Source organism: Amycolatopsis sp. (genome assembly GCF_035276945.1).
Lineage (GTDB): Bacteria > Actinomycetota > Actinomycetes > Mycobacteriales > Pseudonocardiaceae > Amycolatopsis_E.
The window spans coordinates 20,130-37,421 of sequence record NZ_DATELF010000145.1 but is presented as its reverse complement, the minus strand read 5'-3'; the positions used below and the strand labels follow the sequence as shown (position 1 = coordinate 37,421).

19 protein-coding genes and 1 pseudogene are annotated in these 17,292 nt (G+C 69.2%); 10 read left to right on the top strand and 10 right to left on the bottom strand.

The genetic code is table 11. From position 1 onward, the window contains the following. Window position 1: 1 nt before the first annotated feature. The 8 genes and pseudogenes from purU to VJT49_RS25400 all read right to left on the bottom strand — a co-directional run bounded on the left by purU (window position 2) and on the right by VJT49_RS25400 (window position 5,015). Window positions 2-859, bottom strand: coding sequence for a formyltetrahydrofolate deformylase (gene purU / locus VJT49_RS25435; RefSeq protein ID WP_324167439.1), 858 nt, complete (start codon window positions 857-859; stop codon window positions 2-4). Between the two features lie 14 nt (window positions 860-873). Next, entirely contained in the window at window positions 874-1,608 is a 735-nt protein-coding gene (locus tag VJT49_RS25430) for a maleylpyruvate isomerase family mycothiol-dependent enzyme (protein ID WP_324167438.1), read from the bottom strand. After that, the gene (locus VJT49_RS25425) at window positions 1,529-2,203 is read right to left on the bottom strand and encodes a DedA family protein (protein ID WP_324167437.1); all 675 of its coding nucleotides are present in this window, start codon (window positions 2,201-2,203) and stop codon (window positions 1,529-1,531) included. Before VJT49_RS25425 ends, VJT49_RS25430 begins: the two co-directional genes overlap by 80 nt. Further along, window positions 2,196-2,633 (bottom strand): 1-acyl-sn-glycerol-3-phosphate acyltransferase, encoded by a 438-nt coding sequence (locus tag VJT49_RS25420; protein WP_324167436.1) that lies wholly within the window; start codon window positions 2,631-2,633, stop codon window positions 2,196-2,198. Before VJT49_RS25420 ends, VJT49_RS25425 begins: the two co-directional genes overlap by 8 nt. Beyond that, window positions 2,630-2,875 (bottom strand): hypothetical protein, encoded by a 246-nt coding sequence (locus VJT49_RS25415; protein WP_324167490.1) that lies wholly within the window; start codon window positions 2,873-2,875, stop codon window positions 2,630-2,632. The genes VJT49_RS25420 and VJT49_RS25415 overlap by 4 nt, the downstream gene beginning before the upstream one ends. Before the next feature lie 466 nt (window positions 2,876-3,341). Continuing rightward, window positions 3,342-3,557 (bottom strand): annotated as a pseudogene (locus VJT49_RS25410) (GNAT family N-acetyltransferase); the annotation flags it as partial. 175 nt (window positions 3,558-3,732) lie between these two features. Next, window positions 3,733-4,521: a class I SAM-dependent methyltransferase gene (locus VJT49_RS25405; protein ID WP_414636091.1), complete on the bottom strand. Its 789-nt coding sequence runs from the start codon at window positions 4,519-4,521 to the stop codon at window positions 3,733-3,735. After that, on the bottom strand, window positions 4,518-5,015 hold the full coding sequence (locus VJT49_RS25400; protein WP_324167433.1) for a DUF2505 domain-containing protein: 498 nt from the start codon (window positions 5,013-5,015) through the stop codon (window positions 4,518-4,520). The genes VJT49_RS25405 and VJT49_RS25400 overlap by 4 nt, the downstream gene beginning before the upstream one ends. Before the next feature lie 92 nt (window positions 5,016-5,107). Between VJT49_RS25400 and VJT49_RS25395 the strand changes: the two genes are divergently transcribed. Further along, on the top strand, window positions 5,108-6,124 hold the full coding sequence (locus VJT49_RS25395; protein ID WP_324167432.1) for a UDP-N-acetylmuramate dehydrogenase: 1,017 nt from the start codon (window positions 5,108-5,110) through the stop codon (window positions 6,122-6,124). 1 nt (window position 6,125) lies between these two features. On the opposite strand, the gene VJT49_RS25390 is transcribed toward VJT49_RS25395, so the two are convergent. Continuing rightward, window positions 6,126-6,857: an SDR family oxidoreductase gene (locus tag VJT49_RS25390; protein WP_324167431.1), complete on the bottom strand. Its 732-nt coding sequence runs from the start codon at window positions 6,855-6,857 to the stop codon at window positions 6,126-6,128. Window positions 6,858-6,908: 51 nt separating this feature from the next. On the opposite strand from VJT49_RS25390, the gene VJT49_RS25385 reads away from it, so the two are divergent. From VJT49_RS25385 to VJT49_RS25365, 5 genes are all read left to right on the top strand, one after another. After that, the gene (locus tag VJT49_RS25385) at window positions 6,909-8,081 is read left to right on the top strand and encodes a L,D-transpeptidase (RefSeq protein ID WP_324167430.1); all 1,173 of its coding nucleotides are present in this window, start codon (window positions 6,909-6,911) and stop codon (window positions 8,079-8,081) included. Between the two features lie 112 nt (window positions 8,082-8,193). Continuing rightward, the gene (mshA, locus tag VJT49_RS25380) at window positions 8,194-9,498 is read left to right on the top strand and encodes a D-inositol-3-phosphate glycosyltransferase (protein ID WP_324167487.1); all 1,305 of its coding nucleotides are present in this window, start codon (window positions 8,194-8,196) and stop codon (window positions 9,496-9,498) included. Between the two features lie 66 nt (window positions 9,499-9,564). Continuing rightward, the gene (locus VJT49_RS25375) at window positions 9,565-10,080 is read left to right on the top strand and encodes a YbjN domain-containing protein (protein ID WP_324167429.1); all 516 of its coding nucleotides are present in this window, start codon (window positions 9,565-9,567) and stop codon (window positions 10,078-10,080) included. Window positions 10,081-10,157: 77 nt separating this feature from the next. Continuing rightward, window positions 10,158-11,006, top strand: coding sequence for a DUF4349 domain-containing protein (locus tag VJT49_RS25370; RefSeq protein ID WP_324167428.1), 849 nt, complete (start codon window positions 10,158-10,160; stop codon window positions 11,004-11,006). 681 nt (window positions 11,007-11,687) lie between these two features. Further along, the gene (locus VJT49_RS25365) at window positions 11,688-12,437 is read left to right on the top strand and encodes a phosphoglyceromutase (protein WP_324167427.1); all 750 of its coding nucleotides are present in this window, start codon (window positions 11,688-11,690) and stop codon (window positions 12,435-12,437) included. A gap of 7 nt (window positions 12,438-12,444) precedes the next feature. On the opposite strand, the gene VJT49_RS25360 is transcribed toward VJT49_RS25365, so the two are convergent. Further along, a complete protein-coding gene (locus VJT49_RS25360) occupies window positions 12,445-13,086 on the bottom strand; it encodes a DNA-binding response regulator (RefSeq protein WP_324167426.1) in 642 nt (213 codons plus the stop codon). A 66-nt stretch (window positions 13,087-13,152) separates the two neighbouring features. On the opposite strand from VJT49_RS25360, the gene VJT49_RS25355 reads away from it, so the two are divergent. From VJT49_RS25355 to VJT49_RS25340, 4 genes are all read left to right on the top strand, one after another. After that, window positions 13,153-14,013, top strand: coding sequence for an oxidoreductase (locus VJT49_RS25355; RefSeq protein WP_324167425.1), 861 nt, complete (start codon window positions 13,153-13,155; stop codon window positions 14,011-14,013). A 132-nt stretch (window positions 14,014-14,145) separates the two neighbouring features. Next, window positions 14,146-15,348, top strand: coding sequence for a sensor histidine kinase (locus VJT49_RS25350; protein WP_324167424.1), 1,203 nt, complete (start codon window positions 14,146-14,148; stop codon window positions 15,346-15,348). After that, window positions 15,345-16,034: a response regulator transcription factor gene (locus VJT49_RS25345; RefSeq protein WP_324167423.1), complete on the top strand. Its 690-nt coding sequence runs from the start codon at window positions 15,345-15,347 to the stop codon at window positions 16,032-16,034. Before VJT49_RS25350 ends, VJT49_RS25345 begins: the two co-directional genes overlap by 4 nt. Before the next feature lie 74 nt (window positions 16,035-16,108). After that, on the top strand, window positions 16,109-17,152 hold the full coding sequence (locus VJT49_RS25340) for a Ppx/GppA phosphatase family protein (RefSeq protein WP_324167422.1): 1,044 nt from the start codon (window positions 16,109-16,111) through the stop codon (window positions 17,150-17,152). The last annotated feature ends 140 nt before the right edge of the window (window positions 17,153-17,292 follow it).

The following is a 17,292-nucleotide window of genomic DNA, read 5'->3' as shown; positions in this document are numbered from 1 at the left end:
CCTAGAACACGACGGTGCGGTTTCCGTGCACGAGGACCCGGTTTTCCAGATGCCAGCGCAGGCCGCGGGCGAGAATGATCTTTTCGATGTCGCGGCCCTTGCGCACCAGGTCGTGCACGGAGTCGCCGTGGTCGACCCGGATCACGTCCTGCTCGATGATGGGCCCGGCGTCCAGGTCCGCGGTGACGTAGTGGCAGGTGGCGCCGATCAGCTTGACGCCGCGGTGGTGGGCCTGGTGATAGGGCCGCGCGCCGACGAACGAGGGCAGGAAGCTGTGGTGGATGTTGATCGCTCGCCCGGCCCACTCCGTGCACAGTTCCGGCGGCAGGATCTGCATGAACCGGGCCAGCACGATCGCGTGGGGTTGGTGCACGGCGACCAGCTTGCGCACCTGGTCGAACGCCGCGCCCTTGTCCTCGGTGAAACGCACATGGTGGAACGGGATGCCATGCGCGCGCGTGATGTCGGCGAGATTTTCGTGGTTACCGATCACCGCGCGCACGTCCACGTCGAGTTCGCCCGAAGCGACCCGGCCGAGCAGGTCGTAGAGGCAGTGGCCCTCCCTCGACACGAGGATCACCGCCCGCCGCCGGACTCCGGTGTCCTCGACCTGCCAGTTCGACTCCGCGGACAGGGAGGCGGCGACCTCGGCGAACCGCGCGCGCAACTCGTCGGCGTCGAAGGGCAGGGAGTCGGCCCGGACCTCCTGGCGGGTGAAGAACCAGTTGGTGTCCGGATCGGTGTGGTAGGCCGCCTCGACGATCCAGCCGCCGGCATCGGCGAGGAAGGACGCGACCCTGGCGATGATGCCGGTCCTGTCGGGACAGCCGAAGGTGATCACATAACGTCGCTCGGGCACCCTGCCATCTTGACTCACGGCGCTCGTAGCGGTTCCAGCACTCCGACCTCACCGGTGACGGAAGCGTGGCTCGGCCGGCCCCACAGCCGCCGGTACACCGCGTCCGCCGTGCCCTCGACCGTCACGTCGACCGCTAGCCCGTCGGGTTCCGCCTTCGGCGGGGCGCCGGGTTCGACCCGCACGGTCCAGGTCTGGCCGGCGTCGGCGGCGTGCAGGAGGACCGTGCCCGAGACGTTCGACGCCTTCCATCCGGCCAGCGACGACACTACCCAGTAGATCAGCTCTTCGACGCCGTCCGCGGCGAATCCGGGCTCGAACAGCAGGGCCGGCACCGAGTTCGGATCCGCGCTGCCCGCGCGGGCGTGCTCGGCGTCCAGCCGGTGGATGGCCGCCTCGTGCGCCTGCCGCCGTGCCCAGGAGCGGGCGGTCTGTGGCGCCCGGTCGAACGGGAGCCAGGCGGGCGCGGACGGATCGGCGACGCCCTCGAGTAGACCGTTCAACTGCTCGTCCCACCAGGTCAGCAGGTCGTCCCAGTGCTCGGGCGGGCGGGCGGCGGCGAGGTCCTGCTCGGTCGGGTCCCGCAGTGCCGCACGCACCCAGGACTGCACTCTTGCCAGGTGGGCGACCAGCCCCTGGACGGTCCACCCCGGACACGTGGGCACATCGGCCTCAGGCCCCGCCTCGATCGCCGCGGAGCGCAGGGCGGCGCACTGGCTCCGGATCGCGGATACGAACTGTTCGTGCTGCATGACGTGAGCGTAATCGCCTGAGCAAGGCGAGGACGCCGACCATCAGCAATCCGATCGCGAATGACAGCAGCAGGCCCTTGCCCGGCTCGTCGGCGAAGCTCGCGCCGCCGATCATGCCGACACACGCGCTGTACACCGCCCAGATTCCTGAGCCGAGCAGGTCGAGCAGCGCGAACCGTGGCCAGGAGACGCCCATGCTGCCGGTCGCGAGCCCGCTGGCCACCCGCCCGCCGGGCAGGTACCGCGCGGCGATGATCAGCAGCGTGTTGTGCGCTTCGACCCTGGCCCGCGCCCACTCGTAGCGCTCGCGGTTGCGGCGCTGGAGGCTGGTCAGCATCGCCGGCCCGGCGCGGCGGCCGATCCGGTAGGACACGCAGTCGCCGGCCCACGCCCCCGCTGTCGCGATTACGGCGAGCAGTGTCAGCCTCTTCAGGTCCGGACCGAGCAGCACGGCCACCGTGACCACGGTCGTCTCGCTCGGCATGAACGGCAGGAGCGCGTCGAGGCCGGCGACCGCGAAGACGATCAGCCACAGCCACGGCGAACCGAGCGTGCCCCGGAGGACTTCGGTGATCTCGTTCAGCAGATCAAACATGCGCGACCTGGCGGATGCTCGCCGGTGCCCGTGCCGCGAGTTCGCGCCGGTCTTCCACGGGATTCAGGGCGGGCTGGGCGGTGATCTGGATGCGCAGGTCGCGGGCCCGCACCACCCTCCGCAGGGAGGCCAGCAGCGTGTCGTTCCCGACGAACGCGGTGACCGTGCCGGGCTTTGCGCCCTGGAAGTATTCGATTGTCACCGGCTGGATCGGCGCGCCGGCGTCGAGCGCGGCCTGGAACGTCGCCCGGCGGAACCGCCCACCGTCGTGGCCCGCTCCGTCGCACCAGGTCGTGCCCTCGGGCAAGACCGCGATCGATCGGCCGGAACGCAACGCCCCGGCGAGATCGTGGACGATCGCCGGCAGTCCCCGCAGCTGCCCACGGTCGATGAACCGCGTGCCGTGCCTGGCCGCGAGCGCGCCGATCACCGGCCATCGCCGCAGTTCACCTTGGCGAGGAAGCCGACCGGTGCCAAGGCCTGGAGAGCGATGATGCCCAGCCAGGACACGTGGTTCGCCACGATCAGGGCGCCGCGCTCACCCGGCAGGCGGAGCGGAGAGTTCACCGTCACCTCGACTTCCAGTGCCGAAAGCACCTGCCGTGCCGCCAAACCCGGTTCGAGCCGCGACACGCGGGCCAGACCCGAGGCCACCGCCGCCCGTCGCCGCACAACCTGAATTCTGGTCACCGGAGGTCGCGCGCGGGTGACACAGCGCGGTGTACAGGGTGAACAGACGGCCCACAGATTCATTCGCCGTCTCCGAAGAAGTAGCGGCGGTAACGCTCGCCGATCTGGTCGAAGGACAGCGGGATCGTGGGCCGGCGGCCCGCGGACCCAGGCGCCGAGCGGAGACAGCCGCGCAGCAGCGGCGGGACGAGTGCGTAACTGGGAGAGCCGGCGGGGAGCGGCGCCCATGGCCGGTGCGGCCGGACGCGCAGTCCGGGCGGCGAAGGTGTTTCGGCCGGATCAGTTCCCAGGTGTTCGCCGCGGCGAAACCTCTGTCGGCGAGCGAGACCGAAGCGCACCCGGCGAGGTGGCGATGCCCGGCGGCGAACACATGGCGGGCCATTGTGGTCCACATGAGGTTGATCACCGCGCCGGTGCGATGCTCCGGGTGCACGCAGGACCGGCCGATCTCGGCGAGCGCGGGCCGCAGTGGCGCGAGCGCGAATTCGCCCCGCGAATAGAGCCGGGTTCCGGCCTCCGGCGGCAGTATCCGACAGGTGCCGACCACCTCACCATCCGCGAGCACCGCGAGGTGATCACAGATATCGTCGAATTCGTCGGCGTCCTCGGCCGCGCCGAATTCGTCCGCGAAGAAACGTTTCCGCAGCTCGATACGGGCGCGCACGACTTCCGGAGCCGAGGTGAGAAGTGGCGATACAGCTGTTTCCGGTACGGGTTGCCGTCATGCGTCGATCGTCGGGCGGGAATCGGTGCCGCACCAGGAATTCCGGCCGGTTCCAGGGATAACTCCGGGTATGCCCTTAGCTGCCGCCTCCACCTTTTTGGCGGGTTGGCCCTATTTACCGCGGCGCGACGCTGTGCCAAGGGACGGTCAGCTCACCGAGCCTCCAGCGGCGCGGACCGTCGAGAAACGGCCAGCCGAGCGTGGTGAGCATGCGCACGGCTTCCCGCCACCGAAACCGCACACCGAACGCCCCCTGCGGCGCGGCGGCCGCCCAGCACTTGTCCAGAACAGACAGGAACTCGTGCACCCGCTCGCCGGGCACGTTCCGGTGGATCAGCGCTTTCGGCAGTCGTTCGGCCACAATGGACGGACGTTCCAGCGACTTCAGCCGGTAGGACAGGGTGAGGCTCCGCGGTCCGTCCGCGGCCAGGGTGACCCACGAGCCGAGCCGCCCGATCTCGTCACAGGTGCCGTCCACCAGCAGCCCACCGGGCGCGAGCCGGTCGAGCACGAGCCGCCACGCCCCGGGCACCTCGTCCTCGCCGTACTGGCGCAGCACGTTGAACGCGCGAACCAGCACCGGCCGGGTGCCGGCCAGCTCGAAACCGCCCCGGCGGAAGTCCAGCCGGGGCGGGTCGGCGGCGGGCCGGGCGACGGCCACGCGATCGGGGTCGAGTTCCAGCCCGAGCACCCGGACGCCGGGATGGACCTCGCCGAGCCGTTCGGCCAGCTCGATGGTGGTGATTCCGGAAGCGCCGTACCCCAGGTCCACCACCAGGGGGTCGGGAGTCCGCCGGAGCAGCGCCCACACTTCGGGAGCGCCGGTGAGCCAGCGATCGACCCGGCGGAGACGGTTCGGATTGGTCGTCCCCCTGGTGGGGGAGCCCACGGCCGTGCGCGTCACCGATCGGCGAGCCACCGCGCGGTGTACTCGGCCTCGCTCTGCAGCAACCTGGTGACCTGATCGGCCACGAAACCCTCGACCTTGCCGCCGACCAGCGGGATGCGGATCTTGACCTCACCGTCGGTACTCAGGACGGTCTCGCCACTTTTGGTGGAAAGTTCTGTGCGCGCGGTGATCTGACCCGGGATGCCACTGACGGTGGCGGTCACGGTGCCGGTATACCCCTCGTCGGCCTTTTCCCAGGTCTGCTCACGCTCGACGACCAGGTCGCCGGGATACAGTGCCCGCACGAACGCCGGCAGCTTCTCGGCGCTCACGCCCTGGTAGAGCACGAACCGCCACTGGTCGCCGGACTGGGAGTACGACTCGATCCGGGCGTTCGGGCCGCCGATCGCGTCCAGCCGTGCCCGCCACGCGTCCTCGTCGGACACGGCCTTGAACACCTCGGCGATGTCCTGGTCGAACCTGGCCCGGTGCTCGATACGGAGTGCCATGAAGCCAAACATTACTTCACCTGGCGCGTCCTCGAGCGGATGAGCGCGGGGGTAAGGGAGCGGGGACGGACCTTGTTCTACCGTTTCTCCCCGTGACCCCTGTCGAAACCCGGACCGTTCTGGCCGAGCACACCACCCTCCGGCTCGGCGGGCCGGCGCGCGCGTTCGTCGTCGCGGAGTCCACCGCCGACCTGCTGTCCGCGGTGCGCGGGGCCGAGGACCGGGTGCTCCTGCTCGGCGGTGGGTCGAACCTCGTCGTGGGCGACAGCGGGTTCTCCGGCACCGTGGTGAAGATCGCGACCCACGGCTGGCGGATTGACGGCGGCCAGGTCGACGTGGCCGCCGGCCAGAACTGGGACGAATTCGTCGCGGCCATGGTCGACGCCGGGTTCGGCGGGCTGGAGTGCCTGTCGGGCATCCCGGGTTCGGTCGGCGCGACGCCGATCCAGAACGTCGGCGCGTACGGGTGTGAGGTGGCGGACCTGCTGACCTCGATCGAGTGCTTCGACCGGCGTACCGGCGAGGTTCACACGGCGACCGCGAAGGAGCTCGGCTTCGCCTACCGCACCAGCGTGCTCAAGGGGGCCGACTGGGGAATCGTGCTGAGCGTGCGGTTCGCGCTGCGTGAGGATGGCCTGTCCGCGCCGATCCGCTACGCCGAACTGGCTCGAAAGCTCGGCGTCGAACCGGGTGCGCGAGTGCCCGCGGCGCGAGTTCGCGAGGCCGTACTGGAACTGCGCCGGGGCAAGGGCATGGTGCTGGATCCGCTGGACCACGACACGTGGAGCGCCGGCTCCTTTTTCACCAACCCGATCGTGGTGCCCGAAACCGTCGAGGGGATGCCCGCGGACGCTCCGCGGTACCCGGCCGACGGCGGGGTGAAACTGTCGGCGGCGTGGCTCATCGAGCACGCTGGGTTCGCCAAAGGCTACCCGGGGCCCGGCGGCCGGGTTTCGTTGTCCCACAAGCACACCCTCGCCCTGACCAACCGGGGGTCGGCGACCACGGCGGACCTGCTCACCCTCGCCAGGGAAGTCCGCGACGGCGTCTACGCGCGCTTTGGTGTCACTCTCGTTCCGGAGCCGCTCCTGATCAACTGCGTGTGGTAACTCACTCGCGGTGCGCCCGGGAAGCGCTGTACTGGGCGCGTGGCTTGAGCACGATCGTGTCCAGATTCACATGCGACGGGCGAGTGGCCGCGAAGGCGATCACGTCGGCCACGTCCTCGGCGGTGAGCGGGGTCAGTCCCTGGTAGACGGCGGCCGCGCGCTCGGTGTCCCCGTCGAAGCGGTTGGCGGAGAAATCGGTTTCCACCATGCCCGGCACGATCTCGGTGATCCGCACCGGATCGCCCAGGTGCTCGGACCGCAACGTGCGGTGCAGTGCCGACTGCGCGTGCTTGGCCGAGGTGTAGCCCGAACCCCCGTCGTACACCTCGTATCCCGCGATCGATGTCACGGTGATCACGTGGCCGTCACCGGATTCGATCAGTTTGGGCAGCAACGCCTTGGTCATCCGGAGCGTGCCGAGGACGTTGACCTCCCACATCCAGTGCCAGTGCCGCTCATCGGCGTCAATGACACGTTCGAGACCCCGCGCGCCCCCGGCGTTGTTGACAAGGACGTGGCATTGTGGAACTCGCTGGACGAACGCGGCAACCGAGCTGGGGTCGGTGACGTCCAGAAGGTGTGCGGTTCCGGACAATTCGGCTGCCAGCTTCTCCAGGCGGTCGAGGCGCCGGGCGCCGAGCACGACGTGGAAGCCGGACTGGGCCAGCGCCCGGGCGGTCGCCTCGCCGATACCCGCGCTGGCACCGGTGATCACAGCGGTTTGCTTGGTCATGCACACATACTCGCAGTAGGCGAACTTCGTTGTTCGGGGTGGAGGTTGAGCGTGATCGACAGACGGACGGTGGTCCGAGCCGGGGTCGCTTCCAGTGCCGCGCTGCTGGCGGTGGCCTGTAGCGACAGCGGCGGCACGACCAACGGCGGTGGGCAGGACGGCCCGGCGGCTCCCGCGCGGCCGGTGGCGAAAATCACGGCCGAGCCCGCGGTCGACACCAAGGACGTGCCCGTGCGCCAGCCGATCACCATCAAGGTCGCCGAGGGCACGCTGACCGACGTCAAGGTCACCAATTCGGAAGGCAAGGCGGTCGAGGGCGCCTTCGACGCCGGCCGCACGGTCTGGACCAGTACCGAGGCTCTCGGTTACGACAGGACGTACACCTACGCGGCCACCGCGAACGGCACCGACAACAAGCAGACCCAGTTGAACGGCACCTTCATCACGGTCAAGCCGGCCCAGCAGGTCCGCGTCACGCTCAACCCGGCGGACAACGCGCAGGTCGGCGTCGCGATGCCGATCAGCGTCAAGTTCACCGGCGACGTGAAGAACAAGGCCGCGGTGGAGAAGGCACTCACCCTGGAGACGTCCAAGCCGGTGGAGGGATCCTGGGGCTGGTTGTCCGACCGGCAGGTGGACTTCCGGCCGAAGGAGTACTGGCCGGCCGGCGTCACCATCACCGTGGGCGCGAGGCTCTACGGGGTCGACCTCGGCGGCGGCGCGTACCCGAAGGCCGACGTGACCACGAAGTTCACCATCGGCCGCAACCAGGTCGTCAAGATCCACACCCCCGACCACAAGATGAACGTCTACCGTAACGGCGCGCTGTACAAGAGCTACCCGTGCAGCAACGGCCTGGACTCCGACATCGACCGCAACACGCCCAACGGCACCTTCATCATCATGACCAGGGAGCCGCACGCGGTCTTCGACAACGCCCGCTACGGCTACACCAACGTCAACAAGAAGTGGGCCTGCCGGTTCTCCAACCACGGCGAGTTCATCCACGAAAACCAGGACAACGCGGCCGCGATCGGGCGGACCAACAACTCGCACGGCTGCGTCAACCTGCTGGAGGCCGACGCGAAGGACTTCTTCGACTCGGCCCTGATCGGAGACCCGGTGGAGGTCAGCGGATCCCGCCTGGGCTCACCGGTCAACTCGGATGTGATGGACTGGCTGGTGGACTGGCCGACCTGGAAGGCGAAGTCGACGCTCCAGTAGCCGGCGCTGGGGTGCCGGCTCCTCCGCCTGACCGCTTGGGAAGATTGCGGGGGCCCGCAGGCGTTAGGTCTTGGCGGACGCCGGAGTACCTCAGGAGTGAACTCAAGTGACGATCTCGCCGCGCGGTTCTCGACGGATCACGACGCTATGGCCGCGCAGAGTCGCGGTGCTGTCCGTGCACACCTCGCCGCTCGAGCAACCCGGCACCGGTGACGCCGGTGGCATGAATGTCTACATCACGCATACCGCCGTCGAGATGGCTCGGCGGGGGATCAGCGTGGAGGTTTTCACCAGGGCGACGTCCTCCGAGCAGCCCCCGGTCGCCGAACTCGCCCCCGGCGTGCTGGTGCGGCACATCCCGGCCGGCCCGTTCGAGCCGCTGGCCCGTGACGAACTGCCCGCGCAGCTGTGCGCGTTCACCTCGGGCGTGCTGCGGGCGGAGGCGTTCCACGAGCCCGGCTACTACGACCTGATCCACTCGCACTACTGGCTTTCCGGGCAGGTCGGGTGGCTGGCCAGGGACCGCTGGGGCGTCCCGCTCGTGCACACCGCGCACACGCTGGCGAAGGTGAAGAACGCCGCGTTGGCCGATGGGGACAAGCCCGAACCGCGCACCCGGGTGATCGGTGAGGAGCAGGTCGTCGCCGAGGCCGACTGCCTGGTCGCGAACACCCCCGTCGAGGCGCGTCAGCTGGTGAACCTGTACTCGGCGGAGCCGCGCACCGTGCACACCGTGTCGCCTGGCGTCGACCTCAACCGGTTCACGCCCGGGTCGCAGGCCGCGGCGCGCGACAAGCTTGGCCTGCCACGCGATGCCGTCGTACTCGCGTTCGCCGGCCGTATCCAGCCGTTGAAGGCGCCCGACGTGCTGCTGCACGCGGCCGCGCGGATGCTCGCGACAGCACAGCCCGGACTGGGCGACCGGCTGGTGGTGCTGGTGGTCGGCGGGCCGTCCGGGACCGGCTTGGAGCAGCCGCAGGCCTTGCGGGAACTGGCGGTGACACTGGGTATCGAGCAACAGACGCGGTTCCTGCCGCCGCAGCCGGGTGAGGTGCTGGCGGAGGTCTACCGGGCCGCGGACGTGGTGGCGGTGCCGAGTTACAACGAGTCCTTCGGGCTGGTGGCGCTGGAGGCGCAGGCGTGCGGCACGCCGGTCGTCGCGGCGGAGGTCGGCGGCCTGCCGGTCGCCGTCGCGCACGGTGCGTCCGGGCTGCTGGTGCCTTCGCATACGGCGGAGGACTGGTCGGCGGCACTGGCGACGGTGGCGCTGCGGCCGGAGCGCCGGGCGGAACTGGCCGCGAACGCCGTGCGGCACGCGCACCGCTTTTCCTGGAGTCGCACCACGGACGCCCTCCTGAAAACGTACGCGGCGGCATCGAACTCCTTCTCCGCCCTGCGCTCGGGGGTGGCGGTTTGAGCCGCTCTGTGTCGGTAACCAAGGTGACCACAACGCGGTCGCGCGCAAAGTCGCGGAGGGGACAGCTTGAGTCTCGCGGACGTTGTTGAATCCAGTTTGGACAACGCTGGGCTGAAGTACGACAAGAAGGGCGACGGCCGGTATTTCGTCACTTTGCCCGGAACCAAGAAGCTGCAAACGAACTGCTGGCTGATCATCGGCGAACACGCCTTCGCCGTCGAAGCCTTCGTATGCCGCCGGCCCGACGAAGAACACGAACAGGTCTACCGTTTCCTGTTGCGCCGCAACGCGAAGCTCTACGCGGTGCACTACACTGTGGACGCTTTGGGAGACATTTACCTGGCCGGCAGGCTCGGCTTGGACGCCATCACGGAGTCCGAACTGGACAAGATCCTCGGCCAGGTGCTCGACGCGGCCGACAACGACTTCAACACCCTGCTGGAACTGGGCTTCGCCACTTCCATCAGGCGAGAGTGGGACTGGCGGGTCTCCCGGGGCGAGTCGCTGGCCAATCTCGAGGCCTTCAAACATCTCGTCGAACCGGGCGAGCCGCACGAGCCGGGCTCCTTGACCGAACAGTGACCGGCGAGGTGCAACCCAACTGATCGCCCTGCTCGTCTTCCGGCCATCACTGGAGGGAGACGACCGTGAGACATCTGTTGCCGGCCCTGCTGACCGGAGCCGCCCTACTCGCCCTGGCGGGCGCCTGCACCGGCGTGTCGCCGTCAAGCGGAACGGACATGCGCGCTCCCACTCCCGCCGCACCCGGCCTCTCACAGTCCGGCCCGCAAGCCGACTCGCAAGGTTCACAGGGCAAGGCGGAAGCCGCCGTCCCCCTCGCTCCCCAATCCCGTCAGCTGGCGCGTACCGCCCAGCTGACCCTGACCGCCGCGAATGTGACGGCGGCCGCCGACCAGGCCCGCCAGATCGCATCCACCGCCGGCGGCTACTCGGGCTCGGAACACACCGACCGGACACTGGCATCGCTGACCGTGATGGTCCCCAGCGATCGCCTCGACAACGTGATAACCCGACTGTCCGCTCTGGGTCACGTGACCAACACTCAGCAAACCGCCCAGGACGTCACCGATCAGGTCGTGGACGTCAACGCACGCCTGGCGAACGCCCGCGAAAGCGTCGACCGGATCCGCACCCTGCTGGGCAGGGCCACCAGCATCGCGGACATCACGTCCATCGAATCCCAGCTGACCACCCGAGAATCCGATTTGGAATCCCTGGAAGCCAGACAAGACGCACTCTCCGCCCAGGTTGCCATGTCCCCACTGGCTCTGACCATCACGCCGACCCCCGCCGCCGCGCCCGACCCGGAAAGCGGTTTCCTCGTCGGTCTGGCCTCCGGCTGGCACGCCTTCCAAGCTTTCGGCAAAACCCTACTGAATTTCCTGGGCGCCATCCTCCCCTTCGTGGCAATCCTGGGCATCCCGTTCACCGCCCTGCTCTACGCGTACCGCCGCTGGTCCAAACGACACGTACGCAGCTCCAGTTGATCCTGCCAACAGCCCTGATCCGCGTCCTCCGTTCCGGCGCGCCTGCACATACCGCCGTCGGTCCAACCCACATGCACGCAGCTCCAGCTGATCCAGCTAATCGCCCTGGTCTACGTCATCCGGCGCTGGTTCAACGGCAACGTGCCCAGCGCTCGCCAGGGTGGGAGCTCGCATCGCGCGGGGTATGGGGGGCTCGGCCCCCAACATAGTGCCGTCTCGCCGCGGAAGGCGTAGAGAGCGAAGCGCTCCGGATGAAGGCGGGGCGGCCTGAGGGAGGGGGAGTCGCGAACTCAGGCCGCCCCGCTGACGCTCCCGCCGCTGTGTGGACCCGGTGGCGAGGGGGAGTGCCAACGGGGCCGGCGGGGCCGCAGCCCGGCAGGGGGGAGACGAGCTGCGGTCGTACCCCGCGACCGCTGGGGAGTGCGTGCTTTCCAGCTTCGCGGGACGTAGCCAACTTCCCAGATTTCCTCCAGTAATCACAAGACTACTGAATACTCCAATCGAGTGATTTTTGACTGTCGAGTTAACTAACCGCAGCAAGTGTCACTTTCGCTCGGGCTTGTTGGCGGCCTGTTCCGCTGTCGAGTGAGCATCGCGCCCGCGAGGCCCCACTTTCCGTAGATCACCCGTTTGACCTGGCCCGTCGTGCCCGCGCCGGAGCCTTCTGGCAGGCTTGGCGCCATGGCCGAACTAGGGACCCTCGTGCTGCTGCGGCACGGGCAGAGCACGTGGAATGCGGAGAACCTGTTCACCGGCTGGGTCGACGTGCCACTGTCGGAACAGGGCGAGGCCGAGGCGCGGCGCGGTGGCGAGTTGCTCGCCGAAACCGGCCTGCTGCCCGACGTGGTGCACACCTCCCTGCTCCGGCGCGCCATCTCGACCGCGAACATCGCGCTCGACGTCGCCGACCGGCACTGGATCCCGGTCCGTCGCGACTGGCGGCTCAACGAGCGGCACTACGGCGCGCTGCAGGGCAAGAACAAGAAGCAGGTGCGTGACGAGTTCGGCGAAGAGCAGTTCATGCTCTGGCGCCGGTCCTACGACGTGCCGCCCCCGCCGATCGAGCCCGGCAGCGAATTCAGCCAGGACGGCGACCCGCGCTACGCCGAGCTGGGCGACGAGATCCCGCGGACCGAGTGCCTCAAGGACGTGGTCGCGCGGCTCCTGCCGTACTGGGATTCCGCCATCGTGCCGGACCTGCGGGCGGGCCGGACGGTGCTGGTCGCCGCGCACGGCAACTCGCTGCGCGCGCTGGTCAAACACCTCGACGGGATCTCGGAGGAAGAAATCGTGGGCCTGAACATCCCCACCGGCATCCCGCTCCGCTACGACCTGAAACCCGACTTCACGCCGGTCACCCCGGGCGGCGCCTACCTCGACCCTGACGCCGCCGAAGTGGCGGTCGCCGGCGTCGCCGCCCAAGGCCGCTGAGCCCTGCTCAGATCAGGCCGAGCTCGCGGGCGCGGGCACCGGCCTGGAAGCGGGACGTCGCGCCGAGGGCGGACATGAGTTCGGCGACGCGGCGGCGGTAGGTACGCAGGCCGAGCCCGAGCGTGCGGGCAGCGGTCTCGTCCTTGCAGCCGGAGGCGAGCGCGTCGAGAATTCGCGGGAGCAGGGCGCGGACTTCGGCGAATTCCGCGTCGAACGCGGAAACCGGGGTCCCGCCCCGCCAGGCGGCGTTGAACAGCGACAGTACGCTCTGCACCACTTCTGGCCGCGTGACCACACTGAAGCTGCGTTCGCCGTAGGACAGGTCGCCGGCGAGGATCGCGGTTCGCCGGTCGAGGATGATCGTCTCGTTGATCTCGTCCGGGGTGATCCGGATCTCCGCGCCGAGCCGCTCCAACTCGCGCAGGTGCGCGGCGGGCCCCGGCTCCAGCAGTACCCCCGGCCGGTACAGCTTGCGCACCCGTCGCCCGGTGGCCTCGCCGCTGGGGACCCGCCGTTGTCGCGACACGGCCCAGGTGTTCAGGGTGTTCGCCGCGCAGATCACCTCTTCGGCGCCCGCGAACAGGTGCGCGGTGCGGGCGAACAGTTCCTCCTCACCGTGCACCACGGCGACATCGCTGGCCAGCTTCACATCGCCAGTGTGGCAGGAAGTTGCCAACCGGGGGCACCGATCGCCGCCGCGCGGCAAGGTTGGCACATGACCGAAACGATCAGCGCCGCCGCGGCGGGCACCTGGACCCTCGGCGACCTCACCGTCAACCGCCTCGGCTACGGCGCGATGCGCCTGATGGCGAAGGCGGACGGCAGCCCGAGCGACCGTGACCAGGTCATCGCCGTCCTCCGCCGCGCCGTCGAACTGGGCGTCAACCACATCGACACCGCCGCGTTCTACTTCAGTTCGCTCCGCGCGGCCAACGAGCTCATCAACTCAGCGCTCCGTCCCTACCCGGAGGACCTGGTGATCGCCACCAAGGTCGGTCCCGGGCGCGACCCGTCGGGTAACTGGCTGCTCCCGGCCCGGCCGGACCAGCTTCGTGGCCAGGTGGAGGAGAACCTTCGCCAGCTCGGCCGCGACCACCTCGACGTGGTCAACCTCAGGATCGGCGAGGCGCTCGAGCGCGGCACGGGGTCGCTCGCGGACCGTTTCGGCGCGCTGGCCGAACTCCAGCGGGAGGGGCTGATCCGGCATCTCGGGATTTCCAACGTGGCGCCGGAGCACCTGGCAGAGGCGCAGACGATCGCGCCCGTGGTCTGCGTGCAGAACCAGTACGGGCTCACCACACGGCGTGAGGACGACAAGTTCATCACGCTGTGCGCCGAACAGGGCGTGGCTTTCGTGCCGTTCTTCGCCATCGCCGGCGGAAGCGAGAACGAGCAGGTGGCCGCGGTGGCACGGGAACACGGGGTGAGCCCGGCCCAGGTGCGGCTGGCCTGGACCCTGCACCAGGGGCCGAACGTGCTGGCCATCCCGGGCACAGGCGGCGTCGCGCACCTGGAGGAGAACGTCGCCGCCGGCGCGCTCGAGTTGTCCGAAGGCGACCTGGCCACACTCGGCTGAATCCGGTCGGTCACGCTCTGGAAGACCGCGTGTGAACACCGCCTGAACACTTCCGCATGAAAGTGTCACAGCGATCACGAGACGGCCGCCGGGACTAGGCCGGAGTGTCACCCACATGCTTACGATTCAGCCGTGAGCGTGCCTGCTTCACTCGCCCTTGCCGTCGGCGCGTTGCTGATCGGTGCGACGGCCGGTTTCCTGTTCACCCGGTTCCGGCGGAGTCAGGCGGAGCGGCAGCCCACCGGGCCGACGGTGGCCGAGCTGCTGCTCCGCCTCGTCCGCTCTTCGAACAACGGGGTGCTCGTGCTGAACAAATTCGGCGACATGGTGTTGCACAACCGCCGCGCCGAAACGCTCGGCCTGGTCGTCGACAACCGTGCCGACCCGCGCGCCCGCAAAGCCGCCGAGCAGGTCGTGGAAACCGATGATCCGCTCGAAATCGACCTTTCGCCACTGGAGGCACGTGGGCGGCAGCCGGAGGCCGTGGTCGGCGAAGTCCGCCCGCTGGGTGACGGGTTCACCGTCGTCGAGGCGGTCGACCACTCCGAGGCCACGCGCCTGGAGGCGGTCCGCCGCGACTTCGTCGCCAACGTGAGCCACGAGCTGAAGACCCCGGTGGGTGCGATCGCGCTGCTCACCGAGGCCGTGCTCGACGCGGCCGACGACGTGGACGAAGTCCGCCGGTTCGGCAGCAAGATCCTGCACGAATCCACCCGGCTGGGCACGCTGGTGACCGAGCTGATCGCGCTTTCCCGGCTGCAGGGCGCGGAACGGCTGCCCGACCTCAACGTGGTCGACGTGGACGCCGTGGTGCGCGAGTCGCTGGGCCGCACGCGCCTGTCCGCCGAGTCCGCGGACATCAACGTCACCACCGACAACCCCAGCGGCCTGCTCGTCGAGGGCGACCGCACGCTGCTCGTGACCGCGCTGTCCAACCTGCTGGAAAACGCCATCGCGTACTCGCCCGCGCACAGCCCGGTGTCCATCAGCCGTCGGCTGAACGGCGGTATGGTCGAGATCGCCGTCACCGACCGGGGCATCGGCATCGCCGAGGACGAACAGCACCGCGTGTTCGAGCGCTTCTACCGCGCCGACAAGGCCCGCTCCCGGGCCACCGGGGGTACCGGTCTCGGCCTGGCGATCGTCAAGCACGTCGCCGCCAACCACGGGGGCGAGGTGAAGCTGTGGAGCCGGCCGGGGATCGGCTCGACGTTCACCCTGCGCATCCCGGCCTACGAGGTCGGAGAGTCCGCGCCCGAGCCGCGGCAGGAGAAGACGCCCGACCGGATGCCCCGGCTCGTGGCGACCACGCAAGAACAGGGAGGAATGCCGTGACGAGGGTGCTCATCGTCGAGGACGAGGAGTCGTTCGCCGACCCGCTGGCCTTCCTGCTTCGCAAGGAGGGTTTCACCGCCGCCATCGCGAGCACCGGTCAGCAGGCATTGGAGGAGTTCGACCGCAACGGTGCCGACATCGTCCTGCTCGACCTGATGCTGCCGGGGATGAGCGGCACCGATGTGTGCAAGCAACTGCGCCAGCGTTCGGCCGTGCCGGTGATCATGGTGACCGCGCGGGACAGCGAGATCGACAAGGTGGTCGGTCTGGAACTGGGCGCGGACGACTACATCACCAAGCCCTACTCGGCGCGCGAGCTGATCGCCCGTATCCGGGCGGTGATGCGTCGCGGCGGCGAAGCCGGCTCCGAGGGCGAACTGGCGCCGCCGGTGCTCAGCGCCGGTCCGGTACGGATGGACGTCGAGCGGCACGTGGTGACCGTCGACGGTGGCGAGGTTTCGCTGCCGCTCAAGGAGTTCGACCTGCTGGAATATCTGCTTCGCAACGTGGGCCGGGTGCTCACTCGCGGCCAGCTGATCGACCGGGTCTGGGGTGCCGACTACGTCGGCGACACCAAGACCCTGGACGTGCACGTCAAGCGCCTGCGGTCGAAGATCGAGCCCGATCCCGGGTCGCCGCGGCACCTGGTCACCGTCCGCGGGCTCGGCTACAAGTTCGAGTCCTGATCACGGTTCGATTAAGTGAGGCGGGCCACTGTTTCACATCCTTGGGGTCTGCACGACAGGTACCGTAGGGCTTTGTGCGCCTAGGGGTACTCGACGTGGGGTCGAACACCGTCCATCTTCTGGTGGTGGACGCCCATCGTGGTGGCCACCCCACGCCCATGCACTCCGAGAAGACCGTGCTCCGGCTGGCCGAGCAGATCACCCGGAACGGTGAACTGAGCAAGTCGGGCGCGGAGGCCCTGATCCGTGCGGTCTCCGCGGCCCGCGAGTCGGCGGCGAAACTCGGCTGTGAGGAGCTGATGGCGTTCGCCACCTCGGCGGTCCGGGAGGCGGAGAACTCGCCGAAGGTGCTGCGCAAGGTCGCCGAGCAGACCGGTGTCGAGCTCCGGGTGCTGTCCGGGGTCGAGGAGGCGCGGCTGACCTTCCTCGCGGTCCGCCGGTGGTTCGGCTGGTCGGCGGGCGACCTGCTGGTGCTCGACATCGGCGGCGGGTCGCTCGAGGTCGCGATGGGCCTGGACGAGGAACCCGCACTGGCCGAGTCGCTGCCGCTGGGTGCCGGCCGGATCACCCGGACCCGGTTCAGGGGTGACTTGCCGAGCCGGGCCGAGCTGGAGGAGACCTCCGAATGGCTGGAGGACCAGCTGGCCGGGCTGGCCAAGCGGGTTGCCAAGGTGGGCAGGCCGGACCGCGCGGTGGCCACCTCGAAGACCTTCCGGTCCCTGGCCAGGCTGACCGGGGCGGCGCCCTCTGCCGCCGGACCCCGGGTACGCCGTACCCTGTCCGAAACCGCACTGCGGCAGCTCCTCGCCTTCATCTCCCGGATGACGGCGGCCGACCTGGCCGAGCTGGAAGGGGTCAGCTCGAGCCGGGCGCACCAGCTCGTCGGGGGCGCGCTGGTGGCTCGTGCCGCGATGCGGGTGCTGTCCCTCGAGGAACTCGAGATCTGCCCTTGGGCACTGCGAGAGGGCGTGATCTTGCGGCGACTGGACCACTCGAACAGCTCGGGTGAGACCGCGCTCACGGACGAGAGCAGTTCGTCGCGGAATCGGACCGGTGACAGCACCCGGCTGGACGACGGCGAAGTTGAACAGGCACGGTGGAAGGGCGGGAAAGGATGAACCAGACGATGCTCGGCACGCGGCGGCCAAAGCACCGCGCCTTCGCCGGAGGTCACGGGGGCGTGGTGGGCCGCCGTGCCGGCCAGACGCGAGTTGACGAGGTCGGGGGCACCCCGGCTACGCGAACAATTACGCGCGGT